The sequence below is a fragment of the Pseudomonas paraeruginosa genome (assembly GCF_003025345.2).
Taxonomy (GTDB): Bacteria; Pseudomonadota; Gammaproteobacteria; order Pseudomonadales; family Pseudomonadaceae; genus Pseudomonas; species Pseudomonas paraeruginosa.
Window position 1 is genome coordinate 1,221,871 of sequence record NZ_CP020560.1, and the last position, 19,266, is coordinate 1,241,136.

General features: G+C 65.2%; 22 protein-coding genes. 21 read left to right on the forward strand and 1 reads right to left on the reverse strand.

Features of this window, described 5'->3' with window-relative positions:
- Positions 1-78 precede the first annotated feature (78 nt).
- The 6 genes from queA to B7D75_RS05970 all read left to right on the forward strand — a co-directional run bounded on the left by queA (position 79) and on the right by B7D75_RS05970 (position 6,223).
- Entirely contained in the window at positions 79-1,122 is a 1,044-nt protein-coding gene (queA, locus tag B7D75_RS05945) for a tRNA preQ1(34) S-adenosylmethionine ribosyltransferase-isomerase QueA (RefSeq protein WP_012074550.1), read from the forward strand.
- Positions 1,123-1,134: 12 nt separating this feature from the next.
- Complete coding sequence (tgt, locus tag B7D75_RS05950; RefSeq protein WP_003150725.1) at positions 1,135-2,253, forward strand: tRNA guanosine(34) transglycosylase Tgt; 1,119 nt, start codon at positions 1,135-1,137, stop codon at positions 2,251-2,253.
- A gap of 43 nt (positions 2,254-2,296) precedes the next feature.
- Entirely contained in the window at positions 2,297-2,635 is a 339-nt protein-coding gene (yajC, locus tag B7D75_RS05955; protein WP_003092856.1) for a preprotein translocase subunit YajC, read from the forward strand.
- Positions 2,636-2,694: 59 nt separating this feature from the next.
- A complete protein-coding gene (secD, locus tag B7D75_RS05960; protein WP_034081195.1) occupies positions 2,695-4,557 on the forward strand; it encodes a protein translocase subunit SecD in 1,863 nt (620 codons plus the stop codon).
- Positions 4,558-4,567: 10 nt separating this feature from the next.
- Positions 4,568-5,488 carry a protein translocase subunit SecF gene (gene secF, locus B7D75_RS05965; RefSeq protein ID WP_003150723.1) on the forward strand — a complete coding sequence of 307 codons (921 nt, stop codon included), beginning with the start codon at positions 4,568-4,570 and terminating at the stop codon, positions 5,486-5,488.
- Positions 5,489-5,674: 186 nt separating this feature from the next.
- Positions 5,675-6,223, forward strand: coding sequence for a glycine zipper 2TM domain-containing protein (locus B7D75_RS05970; protein ID WP_107113837.1), 549 nt, complete (start codon positions 5,675-5,677; stop codon positions 6,221-6,223).
- A gap of 102 nt (positions 6,224-6,325) precedes the next feature.
- Here B7D75_RS05970 and suhB read toward each other — a convergent pair whose 3' ends face one another.
- Positions 6,326-7,141: a type III secretion system regulator SuhB gene (suhB, locus tag B7D75_RS05975; protein WP_003150721.1), complete on the reverse strand. Its 816-nt coding sequence runs from the start codon at positions 7,139-7,141 to the stop codon at positions 6,326-6,328.
- Between the two features lie 151 nt (positions 7,142-7,292).
- Here suhB and trmJ point away from each other — a divergent pair, with 151 nt between their 5' ends.
- From trmJ to ispG, 15 genes are all read left to right on the forward strand, one after another.
- Positions 7,293-8,066: a tRNA (cytosine(32)/uridine(32)-2'-O)-methyltransferase TrmJ gene (gene trmJ, locus B7D75_RS05980; protein WP_003150720.1), complete on the forward strand. Its 774-nt coding sequence runs from the start codon at positions 7,293-7,295 to the stop codon at positions 8,064-8,066.
- Entirely contained in the window at positions 8,066-8,842 is a 777-nt protein-coding gene (gene cysE, locus B7D75_RS05985) for a serine O-acetyltransferase (protein WP_012074554.1), read from the forward strand. The genes trmJ and cysE overlap by 1 nt, the downstream gene beginning before the upstream one ends.
- Before the next feature lie 142 nt (positions 8,843-8,984).
- The gene (gene iscR, locus B7D75_RS05990; protein ID WP_003092836.1) at positions 8,985-9,476 is read left to right on the forward strand and encodes a Fe-S cluster assembly transcriptional regulator IscR; all 492 of its coding nucleotides are present in this window, start codon (positions 8,985-8,987) and stop codon (positions 9,474-9,476) included.
- A gap of 29 nt (positions 9,477-9,505) precedes the next feature.
- Positions 9,506-10,720, forward strand: a complete 1,215-nt coding sequence (locus tag B7D75_RS05995; RefSeq protein WP_012074555.1) for an IscS subfamily cysteine desulfurase — start codon at positions 9,506-9,508, stop codon at positions 10,718-10,720.
- A gap of 35 nt (positions 10,721-10,755) precedes the next feature.
- Entirely contained in the window at positions 10,756-11,142 is a 387-nt protein-coding gene (gene iscU / locus B7D75_RS06000) for a Fe-S cluster assembly scaffold IscU (RefSeq protein ID WP_003092829.1), read from the forward strand.
- Positions 11,143-11,169: 27 nt separating this feature from the next.
- Positions 11,170-11,493: an iron-sulfur cluster assembly protein IscA gene (gene iscA, locus B7D75_RS06005; RefSeq protein WP_003100617.1), complete on the forward strand. Its 324-nt coding sequence runs from the start codon at positions 11,170-11,172 to the stop codon at positions 11,491-11,493.
- Between the two features lie 7 nt (positions 11,494-11,500).
- On the forward strand, positions 11,501-12,022 hold the full coding sequence (gene hscB, locus B7D75_RS06010; RefSeq protein WP_053816780.1) for a co-chaperone HscB: 522 nt from the start codon (positions 11,501-11,503) through the stop codon (positions 12,020-12,022).
- Positions 12,023-12,062: 40 nt separating this feature from the next.
- A complete protein-coding gene (gene hscA / locus B7D75_RS06015) occupies positions 12,063-13,922 on the forward strand; it encodes a Fe-S protein assembly chaperone HscA (RefSeq protein ID WP_034081193.1) in 1,860 nt (619 codons plus the stop codon).
- A 5-nt stretch (positions 13,923-13,927) separates the two neighbouring features.
- On the forward strand, positions 13,928-14,266 hold the full coding sequence (fdx, locus tag B7D75_RS06020; RefSeq protein WP_003150713.1) for an ISC system 2Fe-2S type ferredoxin: 339 nt from the start codon (positions 13,928-13,930) through the stop codon (positions 14,264-14,266).
- A gap of 25 nt (positions 14,267-14,291) precedes the next feature.
- A complete protein-coding gene (iscX, locus tag B7D75_RS06025; RefSeq protein WP_003150712.1) occupies positions 14,292-14,492 on the forward strand; it encodes a Fe-S cluster assembly protein IscX in 201 nt (66 codons plus the stop codon).
- A gap of 243 nt (positions 14,493-14,735) precedes the next feature.
- Positions 14,736-15,167 (forward strand): nucleoside-diphosphate kinase, encoded by a 432-nt coding sequence (gene ndk / locus B7D75_RS06030; RefSeq protein ID WP_003092811.1) that lies wholly within the window; start codon positions 14,736-14,738, stop codon positions 15,165-15,167.
- 24 nt (positions 15,168-15,191) lie between these two features.
- Positions 15,192-16,328, forward strand: coding sequence for a 23S rRNA (adenine(2503)-C(2))-methyltransferase RlmN (rlmN, locus tag B7D75_RS06035; protein ID WP_033997033.1), 1,137 nt, complete (start codon positions 15,192-15,194; stop codon positions 16,326-16,328).
- A gap of 17 nt (positions 16,329-16,345) precedes the next feature.
- Positions 16,346-17,104 carry a type 4a pilus biogenesis protein PilF gene (gene pilF, locus B7D75_RS06040; RefSeq protein ID WP_034081190.1) on the forward strand — a complete coding sequence of 253 codons (759 nt, stop codon included), beginning with the start codon at positions 16,346-16,348 and terminating at the stop codon, positions 17,102-17,104.
- Complete coding sequence (locus B7D75_RS06045; protein WP_043100960.1) at positions 17,101-18,147, forward strand: RodZ domain-containing protein; 1,047 nt, start codon at positions 17,101-17,103, stop codon at positions 18,145-18,147. The genes pilF and B7D75_RS06045 overlap by 4 nt, the downstream gene beginning before the upstream one ends.
- Positions 18,144-19,259: a flavodoxin-dependent (E)-4-hydroxy-3-methylbut-2-enyl-diphosphate synthase gene (ispG, locus tag B7D75_RS06050; protein WP_012074562.1), complete on the forward strand. Its 1,116-nt coding sequence runs from the start codon at positions 18,144-18,146 to the stop codon at positions 19,257-19,259. The genes B7D75_RS06045 and ispG overlap by 4 nt, the downstream gene beginning before the upstream one ends.
- The last annotated feature ends 7 nt before the right edge of the window (positions 19,260-19,266 follow it).

Here is a 19,266-nt window from a genome sequence, read left to right on the forward strand (position 1 = left end):
GCCTACCGTTGGTCAATCGGGTTCATGGCGGGGGAAACACATTTCCGGTAAGCTACGCGGCCTTTCGAGAGTCTCCCCATGCGTGTCGCCGATTTCCATTTCGACTTGCCCGAGGCCCTGATCGCTCGCCATCCCCTGCCTGAACGCCGCGCAAGCCGCCTGCTGGCGCTGGATGGCCCGACGGGAAGCCTTGCCCATAAACAGTTCGCCGATCTCCTGGACTACCTGCGTCCGGGCGACCTGATGGTGTTCAACAATACCCGGGTGATCCCGGCGCGCCTGTTCGGCCAGAAGGAGTCCGGCGGCAAGCTGGAGGTCCTCGTCGAGCGGGTCCTCGACCAGCACCGGGTGCTCGCCCACGTGCGCGCCAGCAAGGCGCCCAAGCCCGGTACGCGGATCCTCGTCGAGGGCGGTGGCAGCGCGGAGATGCTGCAACGCCACGACGCCCTGTTCGAACTCGCTTTCGCCGAGCCCGTGCTGCCGTTGCTGGAGCGGGTCGGGCACATGCCGTTACCGCCCTATATCGACCGCCCCGACGACGCCGCCGACCGCGAGCGCTACCAGACCGTCTACGCCCAGCGCGCCGGGGCGGTGGCGGCGCCGACCGCCGGCCTGCACTTCGACGAGGCGCTGCTCGAGGCGATCCGCGCCAAGGGCGTGGACACCGCGTTCGTCACCTTGCACGTCGGCGCCGGTACCTTCCAGCCGGTGCGTGTCGAGCGTATCGAGGACCATGTGATGCACCGCGAATGGCTGGAGGTCGGCCAGGACGTGGTGGACGCCGTCGCCGCCTGCCGGGCGCGCGGTGGCCGGGTGGTCGCGGTGGGCACCACCAGCGTGCGCTCGCTGGAAAGCGCGGCGCGCGACGGTGAGCTGAAGCCGTTCAGCGGCGACACCGACATCTTCATCTATCCGGGCCGGCCGTTCCACGTGGTCGATGCCCTGGTGACCAACTTCCACCTGCCCGAATCGACCCTGCTGATGCTGGTCTCGGCCTTCGCCGGCTATCCGGAGACCATGGCCGCCTATGCCGCGGCGGTGGAGCAGGGCTATCGCTTCTTCAGTTACGGTGATGCCATGTTCATCACCCGCAATCCCGCTCCCCGCGGACCCGAGGACTGATCCATGAGCTTCATGAACTTCGAGCTGCTGGCGACCGACGGCAAGGCCCGTCGCGGCCGCCTGACCTTTCCCCGCGGCGTGGTCGAGACTCCGGCCTTCATGCCGGTGGGGACCTACGGCACGGTGAAGGGCATGCTCCCGCGCGATATCGAGGACATCGGCGCGCAGATCATCCTCGGCAACACCTTCCATCTCTGGTTGCGCCCGGGCACCGAGGTCATCCAGCGCCACGGCGACCTGCACGACTTCATGCAATGGAAGGGACCGATACTTACCGACTCCGGTGGTTTCCAGGTGTTCAGCCTGGGCGCCATGCGCAAGATCAAGGAGGAGGGTGTGACCTTCGCTTCGCCGGTGGACGGCGCCAAGGTCTTCATGGGGCCGGAGGAATCCATGGCGGTGCAGCGCGCCCTGGGCTCGGACATCGTGATGATCTTCGACGAGTGCACGCCGTACCCGGCCGACCATGACGTCGCCAAGCGCTCCATGGAGCTGTCGCTGCGCTGGGCCAGGCGCTCGAAGATCGCCCATGGCGATAGCCCGTCGGCGCTGTTCGGCATCGTCCAGGGCGGCATGCACGAGGACCTGCGCCTGCGCTCGCTGGATGGCCTGCAGGAGATCGGCTTCGACGGCCTGGCCATCGGTGGTTTGTCGGTGGGCGAGCCGAAGGAAGAGATGATCCGCGTGCTCGATTTCCTGCCGCCGCAGATGCCGGCCGACAAGCCGCGCTACCTGATGGGCGTGGGCAAGCCGGAAGACCTGGTGGAAGGCGTGCGCCGCGGTGTGGACATGTTCGACTGCGTGATGCCGACCCGCAATGCGCGCAACGGCCACCTGTTCGTCGATACCGGGGTGATCAAGATCCGCAACTCGGTGCACAAGCACGACGACTCCGCGCTCGACCCGACCTGCGACTGTTACACCTGCAAACATTTTTCCCGCGCCTATCTGCACCACCTGGACAAGTGCGGGGAAATGCTCGGTAGCATGCTCAATACCATCCACAACTTGCGGCATTATCAGCGGGTTATGGCTGGTTTGCGCGAGGCAATCCAACAGGGTACATTGGCCGCCTTTGTCGATGCCTTCTATGCCAAGCGCGGCCTTCCCACGCCGCCGCTGGATGCCTGACTTTCCTTTATCCAACTCTATTGCTTTGTGACAGGAGTGCTACATGAGCTTTCTAATTCCCGCTGCCTACGCCGACGCAGCCGCTCCGGCAGCCGCTGGCCCGGCCGGCACCGGTTTCGAGTGGGTCTTCCTGGTCGGTTTCCTGGTCATCTTCTATCTGATGATCTGGCGCCCCCAGGCCAAGCGCGCGAAGGAACACAAGAACCTGCTGGGCAACCTGCAGAAAGGTGATGAGGTCGTCACTTCCGGCGGGATCGCCGGCAAGGTGACCAAGGTCGCCGACGATTTCGTCGTGGTCGAGGTTTCCGACAACGTCGAGCTGAAGTTCCAGAAGGCCGCGATTGCCGCGACCCTGCCGAAAGGCACCCTGAAAGCGATCTGATTTTCACCTAAACACATGACGGGGCGCGCAAGGCGCCCCGCGTCATAACGGGCGGTGTCATGCTCAACAAGTATCCTCTGTGGAAATATCTGCTGATCCTGGCGGTCCTCGCCGTCGGGTTCATCTATTCCGCACCCAACCTCTACCCGGACGACCCGGCGGTGCAGATCAGCGGTGCCAGCACGGCGCTGCAGGTCACCCAGGCCGATGTCGACCGCGCCGCCAAGGCGCTGAGCGACGCCGGTATCGCGGTGAAGGCCGACAGCCTGTCGAAGAAAGGCGGCCTGATCCGCCTGGTCAAGCAGGACGACCAGCTCCCCGCCAAGGAAGTGGTGCGCCGGACCCTGGGCGACGACTACGTGGTCGCGCTGAACCTGGCCCAGACCACTCCCGAGTGGCTGCGCAAGCTGGGCGGCAGCCCGATGAAGCTCGGCCTGGACCTGTCCGGCGGCGTGCACTTCCTGTTGGAAGTGGACATGGACAAGGCGGTCGATGCGCGCCTGAAGGTCTACGAGAGCGAAGTGAAGAGCCTGCTGCGCAAGGAGCGCGTGCGCTACCGCAGCCTGCCGATCCAGGATCGCGCGATCCAGCTCGGCTTCACCGACAGCGAGTCCCTGGACAAGGCGCGCAGCCTGATCGCCAAGGACTTCCGCGATTTCGAGGTCGTGCCCGAAGAGCGCAACGGCCTGCAGGTCCTGCGTGTCGCCCTGACCCAGGCCAAGCTGGCGGAAATCCGCGAATACTCCATCAAGCAGAACCTCACCACCGTCCGCAACCGGGTCAACGAGCTGGGCGTGTCCGAGCCGCTGGTGCAGCGCCAGGGCGCCAACCGCATCGTCGTCGAGCTGCCGGGCGTGCAGGACACCGCCGAAGCCAAGCGGATCCTCGGCAAGACCGCCAACCTCGAATTCCGCCTGGCCGCCGAGCCGGATGCGCTGAAGTCCGCCACCGAGACCTTCGAGTTCCGCGAGCCGCGCCGTCCGCCGGTGCCGCTGGAGCGCGGGGTGATCATCACCGGTGACCAGGTCACCGACGCCAGCGCCAGCTTCGACGAGAACGGCCGGCCGCAGGTGAACATCCGTCTGGATGGCCATGGCGGCGAGCTGATGAACCGGGCGACCCGCAACAACGTCGGCCGCAGCATGGCGGTGGTATTCATCGAGCAGAAGCCGGTGACCCGCTATACCAAGCAGATGGTCGATGGCGTCGAGAAGGAAGTGGCGGTCCCGGCGTTCAAGGAAGAGAAGCAGATCATCAGCCTGGCGACCATCCAGTCGCCGCTGGGCAACCAGTTCCGCATCACCGGCCTCGACGGTCCGGGCGAGTCTTCCGAACTGGCCCTGCTGCTGCGCGCCGGCGGCCTTGCCGCGCCGATGTACTTCGCCGAGGAGCGTACCATCGGCCCGAGCCTGGGCGCGGACAACATCGCCAAGGGTGTCGACGCGTCGCTGTGGGGCATGGTCTTCGTGTCGCTGTTCATCATCGTCATCTACCGCTTCTTCGGCGTGATCGCCACCGTTGCGCTGGCCTTCAACATGGTCATGCTGGTGGCGCTCATGTCGATCCTCGGCGCGACCCTGACCCTGCCTGGCATCGCCGGTATCGTGCTGACCATGGGCATGGCGGTGGACGCCAACGTGCTGATCTTCTCGCGGATACGCGAGGAGCTGGCCAATGGCATGTCGGTCCAGCGGGCGATCCACGAAGGCTTCAACCGCGCCTTCACCGCGATCCTCGACGCCAACCTGACCTCGCTGCTGGTCGGCGGCATCCTCTACGCCATGGGCACCGGCCCGGTGAAAGGTTTCGCCGTGACCATGTCGCTCGGCATCATCACCTCGATGTTCACGGCCATCCTGGTCACCCGCGCAATGGTCAACCTGATCTTCGGCGGGCGTGACTTCAAGAAGCTGTGGATCTAAGGGGGCTGAGATGAATATCAAGATCGGTACCATCAACTTCATGGGCATTCGCAACGTTGCGTTTGCCGTCACCCTGATCCTCACCGTCATCGCCCTGGGCAGCTGGTTCACCAAGGGCATCAACTTCGGCCTCGACTTCACCGGCGGTACGCTGATCGAGCTGACCTACGAGCAACCGGCCGATCTCGGCAAGGTGCGCGGGCAACTGGTCGGCGCCGGCTACGAGGACGCCGTGGTGCAGAGCTTCGGCGATGCCCGCGACGTGCTGGTGCGCATGCCCAGCGAGGATCCCGAGCTGGGCAAGAAGGTCGCCGCTGCGCTGCAACAGGCAGATACCGGCAACCCGGCGAGCCTGAAGCGGGTCGAGTACGTCGGCCCGCAGGTGGGTGAGGAGCTGCGCGACCAGGGCGGCCTCGGCATGCTCCTGGCGCTGGGCGGGATCCTGCTGTACGTCGGCTTCCGCTTCCAGTGGAAGTTCGCCCTCGGCGCGATCCTCTCGCTGGTGCATGACGCCATCATCGTGATGGGCGTGCTGTCGTTCTTCCAGGTGACCTTCGACCTGACCGTGCTCGCCGCGGTGCTGGCGGTGGTCGGCTATTCGCTGAACGACACCATCGTGATCTTCGACCGGGTGCGGGAAAACTTCCGCGTGTTGCGCAAGGCCAGCCTGATCGAGAACCTGAACATCTCCACCAGCCAGACCCTGTTGCGCACCATCGCCACCTCGGTGTCCACGCTGCTGGCGATCGCCGCGCTGCTGTTCTTCGGCGGCGACAACCTGTTCGGTTTCTCCATCGCCCTGTTCGTCGGGGTTCTGGCGGGAACCTACTCGTCGATCTACATCGCCAACGTGGTGCTGATCTGGCTGAACCTGACCAGCGAGGACCTGATCCCGCCGCAGGCCAAGGACACCGTCGACGATCGCCCCTGAGGCGCTCTGGTTCGGTGTTCCGGCGCCTGCCGGTCAATCGAGGACTCCCGCTTTTTGCGGGAGTTTTCGTATCTGTGCCACTGAAACGTTTGTCGGAAACCAGGAACTTGCTCGTTTTTGGCCAGTCCTAGGCAAGGCAAAGGGCGAACAACATAGCCCGCATTGGATGAAAGCCAGGAGGTACATGTGAACAAGTCGATGCTCGTCGGGGCCGTTCTGGGTGCCGTAGGCGTGACCGCGGGTGGCGCAGTGGCCACCTATAGCCTGGTGGATCGCGGTCCCGACTACGCCGAGGTCGTCGCTGTCCAGCCGGTCAAGGAAACCATCAAGACGCCGCGCCAGGTCTGCAAGGACGTGGCCGTGACCCGCCAGCGCCCGGTTAAGGACCAGCACCAGATCGCCGGTACCGCCATTGGCGCGGTGGTCGGCGGCCTGCTGGGCAACCAGATCGGCGGCGGCACCGGCAAGAAGATTGCCACCGTGGCCGGCGCCGTCGGTGGCGGCTACGCCGGCAACAAGGTGCAGGAAGGCATGCAGGAGCGTGATACCTACACCACCACCGAGACGCGCTGCAGCACCGTGCATGACCGCAGCGAGAAGGTCGTCGGCTACGACGTGAAGTACATGCTCGACGGCAAGGCCGGGCAGATCCGCATGGATCGCGACCCGGGCAGCCAGATTCCGGTCGACAAGAACGGTCGGCTGGTCCTCAGCCAGGGCGAAATGCTGCGCTGAGCAGAGGTTCCCGGTAATGCGAAAGGGCGTCGGAAGACGCCCTTTCGCATTTTCCAGGCGATAAAAAACCCGGCGCCTGGCCGGGTTCTTCATGGCGCCTGGTCAGCGCTTCAGCGCTGGCGGCAGGTGCGGCTGGATGGTGGTCAGCAGTGCCTTGAAGCACTTGGTGTTGCCGGCGACGATGTGGCCCTTCTCGAGGAACTCGTGGCTGCCGGTGAAATCGCTCACCAGGCCGCCGGCTTCCTGCACCAGCAGTGCGCCGGCAGCCATGTCCCACTCGGACAGGCCGAACTCCCAGAAGGCATCGAAGCGGCCGGCGGCGACATAGGCCAGGTCCAGGCTGGCGGCGCCGGCGCGACGGATGCCGGCGGTCTGGCCGACCAGGCTGCGGAACATGTTCAGGTAGTTGTCGAGGTGGTCGATCTGACTGTCGCGGAACGGGAAGCCGGTGCCGAGCAGGGCGCCCTCCAGGCTCTTGCGCCCGCTGACGCGCAGGCGACGACCGTTGAGGGCGGCGCCGCGGCCACGGCTGGCGGTGAATTCTTCCTGGCGGACCGGGTCGAGGACCACGGCGTGCTCCAGGCGGCCCTTGTACTTGCAGGCGATGCTCACGGCGAAGTGCGGCACGCCATGGATGAAGTTGGTGGTGCCATCCAGCGGGTCGATCACCCAGAGGTAGTCGGCGCCTTCGCCGCTGCCTTCGATGAAACCGCCTTCCTCGCCCATGATGGAGTGGGTCGGATAGGCCTTGCGCAGGGCGGCGACGATGGTCTGCTCGGCGGCGCGGTCGACCTCGGTCACGTAGTCCTTGGCATCCTTCTCGTTGACCGAGATGACATCCAGGCGTTCGATGGAGCGGAAAATCAGTTCACCGGCGCTGCGAGCGGCGCGCAGGGCGATATTCAGCATAGGCTGCATGGAGAGGTCACCTGGGTCGTTAAAGAAAGCCGGCCATTCTAGCAGAAACCGATGGCGTTTGAAGGGCGGCCTGTCGGTCTCGTGGCATAAAGCTGACCTCTGCTGTAGGATTTCACACCCTTTTGCAACTTGGCGTTGGAGAGCATCGGCGTTGCTCGACCGAATTCGTGTGGTGTTGGTCAACACCAGCCATCCCGGCAACATCGGCGGGGCGGCCCGTGCCATGAAGAACATGGGCCTGTCGCAGCTGGTGCTGGTACAGCCGGAAAGCTTCCCCCATGGCGACGCGGTGGCGCGGGCCTCCGGTGCCACCGACATCCTCGATGCCGCGCGGGTGGTCGACAGCCTGGAAGAGGCGCTGGTCGGCTGCAGCGTGGTGCTCGGCACCAGCGCGCGCGACCGGCGCATTCCCTGGCCGCTGCTCGACCCGCGCGAGTGCGCGGCGACCTGCCTGGAGCACCTGGAGGCCAATGGCGAGGCGGCCCTGGTGTTCGGTCGCGAATACGCGGGCCTGACCAACGAGGAATTGCAACGCTGCCAGTTCCATGTGCACATCCCGTCCGATCCGGAGTTCGGTTCGCTGAATCTCGCGGCCGCGGTCCAGGTGCTCACCTACGAGGTGCGCATGGCCTGGCTGGCGGCCCAGGGCAAGCCGACCAAGATGGAAAAGTTCGAGTCCACCTCGATGCTCAACACCGAACTGGTAACGGCCGACGAGTTGGAGCTTTACTACGCGCACCTGGAGAAGACGCTGATCGATATCGGCTTCCTCGACCCGGAGAAGCCGCGCCACCTGATGTCGCGTCTGCGGCGCCTGTATGGGCGCAGCGCGATCAGCAAGCTGGAAATGAATATCCTGCGCGGGATCCTGACCGAAACCCAGAAGGTGGCCCGAGGCCTGACCTACAAGCGGAGTGACGACTGATGTTCGAACGTGTGCGTGAAGATATCCAAAGCGTATTCCACCGTGATCCGGCGGCTCGCAACGCACTCGAGGTTCTCACCTGTTACCCGGGGCTGCATGCCGTCTGGCTGCACCGGCTGGCCCACGGCCTGTGGGCGTCGGGCTGGAAGTGGCTGGCGCGCCTGGTGTCCAACTTCGGTCGCTGGATGACCGGCATCGAGATACACCCGGGGGCGAAGATCGGCCGGCGCTTCTTCATCGACCACGGGATGGGCATCGTCATCGGCGAGACTGCCGAGATCGGCGACGACGTTACCCTCTACCAGGGTGTCACCCTGGGCGGCACCACCTGGAACAAGGGCAAGCGTCACCCGACCCTGGGCAACAACGTGGTGGTCGGCGCCGGCGCCAAGGTGCTCGGTCCGTTCACCGTCGGCGAGGGCGCCAAGGTCGGTTCCAACGCCGTGGTGACCAAGGAAGTGCCGCCGGGCGCGACGGTAGTCGGCATTCCCGGGCGCATCATCATGCGCGAGGACTCCGAGCAGCAGGCCAAGCGCCAGGCCATGGCGGAGAAGCTCGGCTTCGACGCTTACGGGGTCAGCCAGGACATGCCGGACCCGGTGGCGCGTGCCATTGGTCAGTTGCTCGATCACCTGCAGGCGGTCGACGGGCGCCTCGAGGGCATGTGCCAGGCGCTCACCGCGCTGGGCAGCGACTACAGTGCCAAGGATCTGCCCGTCCTGCGCGAAGAGGATTTCGCCGGGGTCAAGGACGAGGAAGACAAGCCGGCCGTGTAATGCGCGGTCGGCGGCTTTCTGCTACCATGTGGCGCCCTGAATTCGCCTATTCCTGAGTAATTTGATCGGTCTTATAGTTGACCTAATTACTCGGGTAAGGGCATAATTCGTGTCAACCGAATGATCCCGATGGGAATAGCCCATGCGTCTGACCACCAAAGGCCGCTACGCCGTAACCGCCATGCTCGACCTGGCGCTGCATGCTCAGCAAGGTCCGGTCTCGCTGGCTGATATCTCCGAACGCCAAGGCATTTCCCTGTCCTACCTCGAACAGCTGTTCGCCAAGTTGCGCCGTGGCAACCTGGTGACCAGCGTGCGCGGCCCCGGTGGCGGCTACCAGCTGTCCCGGCACATGTCGGGCATCCATGTCGCGCAGGTGATCGATGCGGTCAACGAATCCGTCGACGCCACCCGCTGCCAGGGGCAGGGCGATTGCCATTCCGGTGATACCTGCCTGACCCACCACCTGTGGTGCGACCTCAGTTTGCAGATCCATGAGTTCCTCAGTGGCATCAGCCTGGCCGATCTGGTCAGCCGCCAGGAGGTCCAGGAAGTCGCACTGCGCCAGGACGAACGCCGTTGCTCAGGCAAGACGCCTCGTCTCGACAAGATTGAAGCGTCCGCCATCGACTGAGCAGGGCGCCAGCCTGTAGGAGTTACCTGATGAAATTGCCGATCTACCTCGATTACTCCGCGACCACCCCCGTCGATCCCCGCGTCGCCCAGAAGATGAGCGAATGCCTGCTGATGGACGGCAACTTCGGCAACCCGGCATCGCGTTCCCACGTGTTCGGCTGGAAGGCCGAGGAAGCCGTGGAAAACGCCCGTCGCCAGGTGGCCGAGCTGGTCAACGCCGACCCCCGCGAGATCGTCTGGACCTCCGGCGCCACCGAGTCCGACAACCTGGCGATCAAGGGCGTCGCGCACTTCTACTCGGGCAAGGGCAAGCACATCATCACCTCGAAGATCGAGCACAAGGCAGTCCTGGATACCTGCCGCCAGCTGGAGCGCGAGGGTTTCGAGGTGACCTACCTGGAGCCGGGCGAAGACGGCCTGATCACTCCGGCGATGGTCGAGGCGGCGCTGCGTGACGACACCATCCTGGTCTCGGTCATGCATGTGAACAACGAGATCGGCACCATCAACGACATCGCCGCCATCGGCGAGCTGACCCGCTCCCGTGGCGTGCTGTTCCACGTCGACGCCGCGCAGTCGACCGGCAAGGTCGAGATCGATCTGGACAAGCTCAAGGTCGACCTGATGTCCTTCTCCGCGCACAAGACCTACGGCCCGAAAGGCATCGGCGCGCTCTACGTGCGCCGCAAGCCGCGCGTCCGCATCGAGGGGCAGATGCACGGAGGCGGCCACGAGCGCGGCATGCGTTCCGGGACCCTGGCCACCCACCAGATCGTCGGCATGGGCGAAGCCTTCCGCATCGCCCGGGAAGAAATGGCCCAGGAGAGCGCCCACGTGCTGGCGCTCCGCGACCGCTTCTTCGCCCAGATCGACGGCCTGGAAGAGCTCTACATCAACGGCAGCATGACCTCCCGCGTCCCGCACAACCTCAACGTCAGCTTCAACTACGTCGAGGGCGAGTCGCTGATCATGGCGCTCAAGGACCTCGCGGTCTCCTCCGGCTCGGCCTGCACCTCGGCGTCCCTGGAACCGTCCTACGTGCTGCGCGCCCTGGGCCGCAACGACGAGCTGGCGCATAGCTCCATCCGCTTCACCTTCGGTCGCTTCACCACCGAGGAAGAGATCGACTATGCCGCGCAGAAGGTGGTCGAGGCCGTTTCCAAGCTGCGCGAACTGTCGCCGCTGTGGGATATGTACAAAGAGGGCGTCGACCTGTCGCAGGTCGAATGGCAGGCGCACTGAGCGCCTCGTGCCCCGGAAAAACGTGAGGATTAGCCATGGCATATAGCGAAAAGGTCATCGACCACTACGAAAACCCGCGCAACGTCGGCAAGCTCGACGCCGCCGATCCCAACGTCGGCACCGGCATGGTCGGCGCGCCGGCCTGCGGCGACGTGATGCGCCTGCAGATCAAGGTCAACGAGCAGGGCGTGATCGAAGACGCCAAGTTCAAGACCTACGGCTGCGGTTCCGCCATCGCCTCCAGCTCCCTCGCCACCGAGTGGATGAAGGGCAAGACCCTGGACGAGGCGGAAACCATCAAGAACACCACCATCGCCGAAGAGCTGGCCCTGCCACCGGTGAAGATCCACTGCTCGGTACTCGCCGAAGACGCCATCAAGGCCGCCGTCCGCGACTACAAGCAGAAGAAGGGTTTGCTCTAAGCCGCTCGTGACGAGTAAGGAGTTGCAATGGCCATCAGCATGACCGAAGCCGCCGCCAAGCATGTGCAGCGCTCCCTGGAGGGGCGCGGCAAGGGCGAGGGTATCCGTCTTGGCGTGCGCACCACCGGTTGTTCCGGGCTGGCCTACGTCCTCGAGTTCGTCGATGAACTGGCGGCCGAGGACCTGGTCTTCGAAAGCCATGGCGTGAAGGTCATCATCGACCCGAAAAGCCTGGTCTATCTCGACGGCACCGAGCTGGACTTCACTCGCGAAGGGCTCAACGAAGGCTTCAAGTTCAACAACCCGAACGTTCGTGGCGAATGCGGCTGCGGCGAAAGCTTCAACGTCTGAGGCTGGCGTGGGTAAACCCTGTCATTTCGCCCAGTTCGACCTGCAGCCGACTTTCCTGGTCGATCTCGATGAGCTCGGCCGGCGTTACCGAGAGTTGGTGCGCAGTGTCCACCCCGACCGTTTCGCCGACGCTCCCGAGCGTGAGCAGCGCCTCGCCCTGGAGCGCGCGGCGCAGCTGAACGATGCCTACCAGACCCTGAAGAGCGCTCCGCGCCGGGCCCTGTACCTGCTGACCCTGAATGGTCGCGAGTTGCCGCTGGAAGCGACGGTGCAGGATCCGGAGTTCCTCTTGCAGCAGATGCAGCTGCGCGAGGAGCTCGAGGAGTTGCAGGACAGCGCCGACCTGGACGGCGTGGCGACCTTCAAGCGCCAGCTGAAGGCCGCACAGGCCGAGCTGGAGGGTGAGTTCGCCGCGTGCTGGGACGATGCGCGGCGCCGCGAAGAGGCCGAGCGCCTGGTCCGCCGCATGCAGTTCCTCGACAAGCTGGCGCAGGAAGTGCGACAGCTGGAAGAGCGACTCGACGATTAATCCCTGCGGCCGTGGCCGCACCCCATAGTTAAGACAGAGCATGGCCCTACTGCAGATCGCCGAGCCCGGTCAGAGCCCCAAGCCCCATGAGCGTCGCCTGGCGGTTGGGATCGACCTGGGTACCACCAATTCGCTGGTCGCCGCGGTGCGCAGCGGCGTCGCCGAGCCTTTGCCGGATGCCCGCGGGCGTCTGATCCTGCCTTCCGCGGTGCGCTACCACGCCGACCGTGCGGAAGTGGGCGAGGGTGCCCGCGCGGCCGCCGCGCAGGACCCGCTGAATACCATCATTTCAGTCAAGCGCCTGATGGGGCGCGGCCTGGAGGACGTCAAGCAGCTGGGCGAGCAGTTGCCCTACCGCTTCCGCCAGGGCGAGTCGCACATGCCTTTCATCGAGACCGTGCAGGGCCTGAAGAGCCCGGTGGAAGTCTCGGCGGACATCCTCCGGGAACTGCGTCAGCGCGCCGAGACCACTCTCGGTGGCGAACTGGTAGGCGCGGTGATCACCGTGCCGGCCTATTTCGACGACGCCCAGCGCCAGGCGACCAAGGACGCCGCGCGGCTGGCGGGGCTGAATGTCCTGCGTCTGCTCAACGAGCCGACCGCCGCCGCCGTGGCCTATGGCCTGGACAAGGGCGCGGAAGGCCTGGTTGCCATCTACGACCTGGGTGGCGGCACCTTCGACATTTCCATCCTGCGCCTGACCCGGGGTGTCTTCGAGGTGCTGGCCACCGGTGGCGACACCGCCCTGGGCGGCGACGACTTCGACCATGCCGTCGCCGGCTGGGTGATCGAGCAGGCGGGGTTGTCCGCCGACCTCGATCCGGGCCGCCAGCGCGAATTGCTGCAAATCGCCTGTGCAGCGAAGGAGCGCCTGACCGACGCGACCTCGGTGAGCGTCAGCTACGGCGATTGGCGCGGAGAGCTGAGCCGGGCGAAGCTCGACGAGCTGATCGAGCCGTTCATCGCCCGCAGCCTCAAGTCCTGCCGGCGCGCGGTGCGCGACTCGGGCATCGACCTGGAGGAGATCCGCTCGGTGGTGATGGTCGGCGGCTCGACCCGCGTGCCCCGGGTGCGCTCGGCGGTCGGCGAGTTGTTCGGCTGCGAGCCGCTGACCGACATCGACCCGGACCAGGTGGTCGCCATCGGCGCGGCCATCCAGGCCGACGCCCTGGCCGGCAACAAGCGTGGCGAGGAGTTGCTGTTGCTGGACGTGATCCCGCTGTCGCTCGGTCTGGAGACCATGGGCGGGCTGATGGAGAAGGTGATCCCGCGCAACACCACGATCCCGGTGGCGCGCGCCCAGGAGTTCACTACCTACAAGGATGGCCAGACGGCCATGATGATCCATGTGCTGCAGGGCGAGCGCGAGCTGGTGAAGGATTGTCGTTCGCTGGCGCGCTTCGAACTGCGTGGCATCCCGCCGATGGTGGCGGGCGCGGCGAAGATCCGCGTGACCTTCCAGGTCGACGCCGATGGCCTGCTCGGCGTTTCCGCGCGCGAACTCAGCTCCGGCGTCGAGGCCAGCATCCAGGTCAAGCCCTCCTATGGCCTGACCGATGGCGAGATCGCACGGATGCTCAAGGACTCCTTCGACTATGCCGGCGACGACAAGGCGGCGCGCGCGCTGCGCGAGCAGCAGGTCGAGGCGCAACGGCTGCTGGAGGCCGTGCAGTCGGCGCTGGACGCCGACGGCGAACGCCTCCTGGACGAAGAGGAGCGCCTGGCCATCGCGGCGCAGATGGACAGCTTGCGTGAACTGGCCGGCGGTAGCGATACCGCGGCCATCGAGAACCAGATCAAGCGCCTGTCCCAGGTAACCGATGCTTTCGCCGCGCGGCGGATGGATGCGACCGTCAAGGCCGCTCTCTCCGGACGCCGGCTCAACGAAATCGAGGAATGAGCGAGATGCCGCAGATCGTGATTCTGCCCCACGCCGAGCACTGCCCCGAAGGTGCGGTATTCGAGGCCCAGCCCGGCGAAACCATCCTGGATGCCGCGCTGCGCAATGGCATCGAGATCGAGCATGCCTGCGAGAAGTCCTGCGCCTGCACCACCTGCCACGTGATCGTCCGCGAGGGCTTCAATTCCATGGAGCCCTCCGACGAACTCGAGGACGACATGCTCGACAAGGCCTGGGGCCTGGAGCCCGACTCGCGTCTGTCCTGCCAGGCGGTCGTGGCGGAGAAGGACCTGGTGGTCGAGATCCCCAGGTACACCATCAACCAGGTGTCCGAAGGCCACTGAGCCTGCTGGAAAGAAGGAGCGCGCGATGAGCCTGAAATGGACCGATGTGCTGGAGATCGCCATCCAGCTCGACGAAAGCAAGCCGGATGTCGACCCGCGCTACGTGAACTTCGTCGATCTGCGGCGCTGGGTAGTGGAACTGCCGGAGTTTTCCGACGATCCACAGCGTAGCGGGGAGAAGGTCCTGGAGGCGATCCAGGCCGCCTGGATCGAGGAGCGGGACTAGCCATAGGCCTGCCCTACGCATTTGCCGGGAACCCGCGTATAATTCGCGGGTTTTATTTTAGGTAAGGCCTGAGATCGCCCGCGAGCGCGTTCCAGGCCTGGCATGTCTGGCCTGGGGCCAGGCACAGCCACGCTGACTCCGGCCCTTTCGGGCCGTTTTCGTCAGCGTCCTGAACGAATCACGGCGTCCCGCCCCGCTGGCGGGGCCGCCCAAGCTAGACAACCTTGTTTCGGAGTTTTTCCAATGGCACTGCAACGCACCCTGTCCATCATCAAGCCGGACGCCGTCTCCAAGAACGTGATCGGCGAAATCCTGACCCGCTTCGAAAAAGCCGGCCTGCGCGTCGTCGCGGCGAAGATGGTTCAGCTGTCCGAGCGCGAAGCCGGTGGTTTCTACGCCGAGCACAAAGAGCGTCCGTTCTTCAAGGACCTGGTTTCCTTCATGACTTCCGGTCCGGTTGTAGTCCAGGTCCTGGAAGGTGAGGACGCCATCGCCAAGAACCGCGAGCTGATGGGCGCCACCGATCCGAAGAAGGCCGACGCCGGCACCATCCGCGCCGACTTCGCCGTTTCCATCGACGAGAACGCGGTCCACGGTTCCGACTCCGAGGCTTCTGCCGCTCGCGAAATCGCCTACTTCTTCGCGGCTACCGAAGTCTGCGAGCGCATTCGCTGATCGACCGCAGGTGAGGGTGAAGCCATGACGACCGCCACCGGCAAAGTGAACCTGCTGGGCCTGACCCAGCCGCAACTGGAACAGTTCTTCGAGTCCATCGGCGAGAAGCGCTTCCGTGCCGGTCAGGTCATGAAGTGGATTCACCACTTTGGCGTCGATGACTTCGACGCCATGACCAACGTCGGCAAGGCCTTGCGCGAAAAGCTCAAGGCCTCCGCCGAGATCCGCGGTCCCGAGATCGTCAGCCAGGACATCTCCGCCGACGGCACCCGCAAGTGGGTGGTCCGGGTAGCGTCCGGCAGTTGTGTCGAGACCGTGTACATTCCCCAGGGCGGACGCGGCACGCTGTGCGTTTCCTCCCAGGCGGGCTGCGCCCTGGACTGCAGTTTCTGCTCCACCGGCAAGCAGGGCTTCAACAGCGACCTGAGCGCCGCCGAGGTGATCGGCCAGGTGTGGATCGCCAACAAGTCGTTCGGCACCGTCCCGGCCAAGATCGATCGTGCCATCACCAACGTGGTGATGATGGGCATGGGCGAGCCGCTGCTGAACTTCGACAACGTGGTCGCCGCCATGAACATCATGATGGACGACCTCGGCTATGGCATTTCCAAGCGCAAGGTGACCCTGTCCACCTCCGGCGTGGTGCCGATGATCGACAAGCTCGGCGAGGTGATCGACGTTTCCCTTGCGCTGTCGCTGCACGCGCCGAACGACGAGCTGCGCAACAGGCTGGTGCCGATCAACAAGAAGTATCCGCTGACGATGCTGCTGGACGCTTGCCGCCGCTATATTTCCCGTCTCGGCGAGAAGCGCGTGCTGACCGTCGAGTACACCCTGCTCAAGGATGTGAACGATCAGCCCGAGCATGCTGAGCAGATGATCGCATTGCTGAAAGACACGCCTTGCAAGATCAACCTGATTCCGTTTAATCCATTCCCGCACTCCGGCTACGAGCGTCCGAGCAACAATGCCATCCGGCGTTTCCAGGACCTGCTGCACAAGGGCGGCTTCAACGTGACCGTCCGTACCACCCGTGGCGACGACATCGACGCGGCCTGCGGCCAGTTGGTCGGCCAGGTCATGGACCGCACCCGCCGGAGCGAGCGTTACATTGCCGTCCGCCAGTTGGCCGAGTCCGAGTCGGCGGCGAATCGAAATTGATTGAGAGGAGGGTTCCGATGACTGTACGCGCCGCGCTGGTGTTCCTGTTGGCAATCGGGCTGACGGGCTGCGTGACGAGCGGAGATCAGAATCCCCTGAAGACCGACAAGGGCCGTGACGAGGCGCGCGACGCCTACATCCAGCTCGGCCTGGGCTATCTGCAGCGCGGCAGTACCGAGCAGGCCAAGGTGCCGCTGCGCAAGGCCCTGGAGATCGACCCCTCCAGCGTCGATGCGCACGCCGCGCTGGCGGTGGTGTTCCAGACCGAGATGGAACCCCGGCTGGCCGACGAGGAATACCGCAAGGCGCTCGCCGGCGACAGCCGCAACGCCCGCATCCTGAACAACTACGGTGGTTTCCTTTACGAGCAGAAACGCTACGAGGAGGCCTACCAGCGCTTCGTCGAGGCCAGCCAGGACAACCTGTATCCCGAACGCTCGCGGGTGTTCGAAAACCTCGGCCTGGTTTCCCTGCAACTGAAGAGGCCGGCACAGGCCAAGGAGTACTTCGAGAAGTCCCTGCGCCTGAACCGCAACCAGCCCCGCGTCGCGCTGGAAATGGCCGACCTGCTCTACAGGGAGCGCGAGTACGTGCCGGCTCGCCAGTACTATGATCTCTTTGCCCAGGGCGGCGGGCAGAATGCCCGTAGCCTGCTGCTGGGTATCCGTCTCGCGAAGGTCTTCGAGGATCGCGACACGGCAGCCAGTTACGGCCTGCAATTGAAACGCCTGTACCCAGGCTCTCCCGAATACAAGGAATTCCAGGCGGAAAAATGATGAAAGCGCCGCAGCCCGAAGTCGTAGCCACCGCTTCCCGTCAGAATCCCGGGGAAACCTTGCGCCAGGCGCGCGAGCAGAAGGGCCTGTCGCTGTCGCAGGTGGCCGGGCAGCTGAACCTGACCGAGAATTCGTTGCGCCAGCTGGAGAACGGGGCGTTCGACAAGTTGCCGGGGCACACCTTCTCGCGAGGCTACATCCGCGCCTACGCCAAGCTCATGGGTCTCGACCAGGCCGAACTGGTCAACAGCTTCGATCATTTCACCGGCACCAACGCCAGCGGCAGCACCGTGCAGAGCCTGGGCCGGGTCGCCGAACCGGTGCGCCTGTCGCGCAACGTGCTGCGCATCGTCAGCCTGCTGCTGCTCGCGCTGCTGATCGGCTTCGGTTACTTCTGGTGGCAGGAGCACTCCACGCGCAACCCGGAAACCGCCGGCCTCAGCCTCGAGCATGTCGAGGTGGAGAGCGCCGACGGCACCACCGAGATCCATACCCTGGACGAGCCTGAAGACCAGGCGGTGGCCGAGGCGCAGAAGGAGGGCGGGCAGCCGCCCGTCGAGGTCTCCCCGGAAATCGCCGCGCAGGCCGAAGGTACGCCGCCGGCCGCGACCGAGGGTGGCCAGGTTCCCGCCGCCCCGGCCCAGCAGGGTTCCGCCGCCGCGCCGCAGCAACCTGCCACCGCGCCTGCCGCTCCAGCCGCCAGCGCTCCCGATGCAGCACCCGGCGCCCCGCTCACGGCCAGCCCGGCGGCGCCCGCCGCGCCGGGCGAGCCCGCCGTGGCTCCGGTGGTGGCCGGTGAAGGCCAGGGCGTGGTTAAGGTACAGTTCGTCGCCGACTGCTGGACCCAGGTCACCGACGCCAATGGCAAGGTCCTGGTCAGCGCGCTGAAGCGCAAGGGCGACAGCCTGGAGCTGGCTGGCAAGGCTCCGCTGGAGCTGCGTCTCGGCTTCGCCCGTGGCGCGCAGGTCAGCTACAACGGTCAGCCGGTGGACGTGACGCCCTTCGTCCGCGGCGAGACGGCCCGTCTGAAGGTAGGACAATGAGCATTCATAGCGCTTCTCCGATCACTCGTCGCAAGTCCCGGAAAATCTGGGTCGGCAATGTCCCGGTGGGCGGCGACGCGCCGATCGCCGTGCAGAGCATGACCAACACCGAGACCTGCGACGTCGCCGCCACCGTGGCGCAGATCCGTCGCCTGGAAGATGCCGGCGCGGACATCGTGCGGGTCTCGGTGCCGGACATGGACGCTGCCGAGGCGTTCGGCAAGATCAAGCAGCAGGTCAACGTGCCGCTGGTGGCGGACATCCACTTCGACTACCGCATCGCCCTGCGCGTTGCGGAGCTGGGCGTGGACTGCCTGCGCATCAACCCAGGCAATATCGGTCGCGAGGACCGGGTCAAGGCGGTGGTCGACGCCGCGCGCGAACGCAACATCCCGATCCGTATCGGCGTCAACGCCGGGTCGCTGGAAAAGGACCTGCAGAAGAAATACGGCGAACCCACGCCGGAAGCCCTGCTCGAATCGGCCATGCGCCATGTCGATCATCTCGACAAGCTGGATTTCCAGAACTTCAAGGTCAGCGTCAAGGCCTCCGACGTGTTCATGGCCGTCGCCGCCTATCGCCTGCTGGCCAGGCAGATCGAGCAACCCCTGCACCTGGGCATCACCGAGGCCGGTGGCCTGCGTTCCGGCACCGTGAAGTCCGCGGTGGGCCTGGGCATGCTGTTGGCCGAAGGGATCGGCGACACCATCCGGATTTCCCTGGCGGCCGACCCGGTGGAGGAGATCAAGGTCGGTTTCGACATCCTCAAGTCCCTTCACCTGCGCTCCCGTGGCATCAATTTCATCGCCTGCCCGAGCTGCTCACGACAGAACTTCGACGTGGTGAAGACCATGAACGAGCTGGAGGGGCGCCTGGAAGACCTGCTGGTACCGATGGACGTGGCCGTGATCGGTTGCGTCGTCAACGGTCCGGGCGAGGCCAAGGAGGCCCACGTCGGCCTCACCGGCGGCACCCCGAACCTGGTGTACATCGACGGCAAGCCGTCGCAGAAACTGACCAACGACAACCTGGTGGACGAGCTGGAACGGCTGATCCGCCAGAAGGCGGCCGAGAAGGCCGAGGCCGATGCGAGCCTGATCGCCCGCGGCTGACCAGCGT